This is a genomic window from Paenibacillus macquariensis, from assembly GCF_900156375.1.
Classification (GTDB): Bacteria; Bacillota; Bacilli; order Paenibacillales; family Paenibacillaceae; genus Paenibacillus_AQ; species Paenibacillus_AQ macquariensis.
Window position 1 is genome coordinate 1 of sequence record NZ_FTNK01000069.1, and the last position, 1,490, is coordinate 1,490.

The following is a 1,490-nucleotide window of genomic DNA, read 5'->3' on the forward strand; positions in this document are numbered from 1 at the left end:
TGAACTGTGACCGTATTTGTGGAAAGTTTGAAAAAGAAGACCTTCCTTAGGCAGTGAGCAGATGACTTCTGAATTCATCAGGAGTCATCTTTTTTAATGCCCATTGATATCGTTCAGAGTTATAGTAAGTGATATAGTCATCGACTTGTGCTCGTAACTCCGTGAGGGTCATACATGACCTATACTCTAAATCATCCTTCATATGGCCGAAGAATGTCTCCATGGAGGCGTTATCCCAGCAGTTACCTTTACGGGACATGGACTGTGTAAATCCTGCTTTACGGACGAGAAGACGGAATTTGGGGTGTGTATAGTGCATTCCTTGGTCAGAGTGCAAAATGGCCTCCGGGTGGATATTTTCATTTAGCCGATCCAGTAGTCTCTCCAGGGTTTGTTCCACTAGAGGCATGGCCAAAGAAGAAGAAAGATAATGAGCCAGAATTTGTCTTGTCGCTCCATCCTTCACCACGGACAGGTAGGCACATTGTCCATTCCCATAGTGCATGTAAGTAATATCCGTGAGCAGTACTTTCTCGGGCTCTGCTTGATCAAACTGACGCTTTAACAAGTTGGGGCACGTTTGGTGTTCTTGTGTTGCTTTCGCCATCTTACGATACGGATTCGCTTGTCGGATCGTAGCTATTAGATTGAATTTCCTCATTAATCGGCGAATCTTCTTATGATTCATGACGACCCCAATTTCACGTTCGAGACGCATTTTTATCACTAAAGCACCCGCCTTACCCTTCAAATTGTCAAAACGCTCCTTAATGAGCAGAGCGTCACGCTCGTCTGCATCCTCTCTTACCTGTCTTGTTTCTTCAGTAGCAAGCCAGCGGTAATAGCCACTTAAGCTAACATGGGCCAACCCACACAGGTACCGAGTCATTCGCTGCAAACCGTGTTTACGAAGGGTATGGTTAATGATCTGAAAGCGCTCGAAGGGAGTCAACGAGTTCTCCGCATCTTCTGATTTTCGAGCGCCTCTAGCTTTTTTAGAAGGTCATTCTCCATCTCCAATAACTTAATGCGTGCTTCAGCGTGTTTTAGCTTTTCCTCCGTCGAATGCTCCACTGTAGGTCGTCTGCCTGTGCTTCCTTTTCCGCGTTGCTCCTCAAGCAGTCCAGTTTCTCCGAGAGCAGTGTACGTATTACGCCAACGATTTAGACAATGCTTTGGCTTGTCACGACCAATGAAATCCAAGTCAAATCCAGCTTCAAGAAAGATCTCCATTGGAGTCTGTCCCTTCTCGTAGGCTTTCACTGCGGCCAGCTTAAATGTGGGTGAATACGTAATGGTCTTCTCCCTGACATTCTGAACATGGGGATTTACCTCCAATTGCTTGATCTCATGTTCATTAAATATCTTTGAAGTTCCTCTCGCTTTGTTCATAAATTGACCTCCGCTTTTTTAGATAATTCGATTAAAACACAAATGACCCGCAAGAGGGTCACTTTTTTCAAAGTTTCCATCTTACGGGTCACAGTTCA

The 1,490-nt window shown here is 44.8% G+C and carries 1 protein-coding gene; it reads right to left on the reverse strand.

The window, feature by feature from the left end; all coding sequences use genetic code 11:
* Positions 1 to 46 precede the first annotated feature (46 nt).
* A protein-coding gene (locus BW961_RS29715; RefSeq protein ID WP_139331805.1) for an IS3 family transposase occupies positions 47 to 1,392 on the reverse strand; the annotation gives its coding sequence in 2 pieces (ribosomal slippage) (positions 47 to 999 and positions 999 to 1,392; 1,347 coding nt in all).
* Positions 1,393 to 1,490 lie beyond the last annotated feature (98 nt).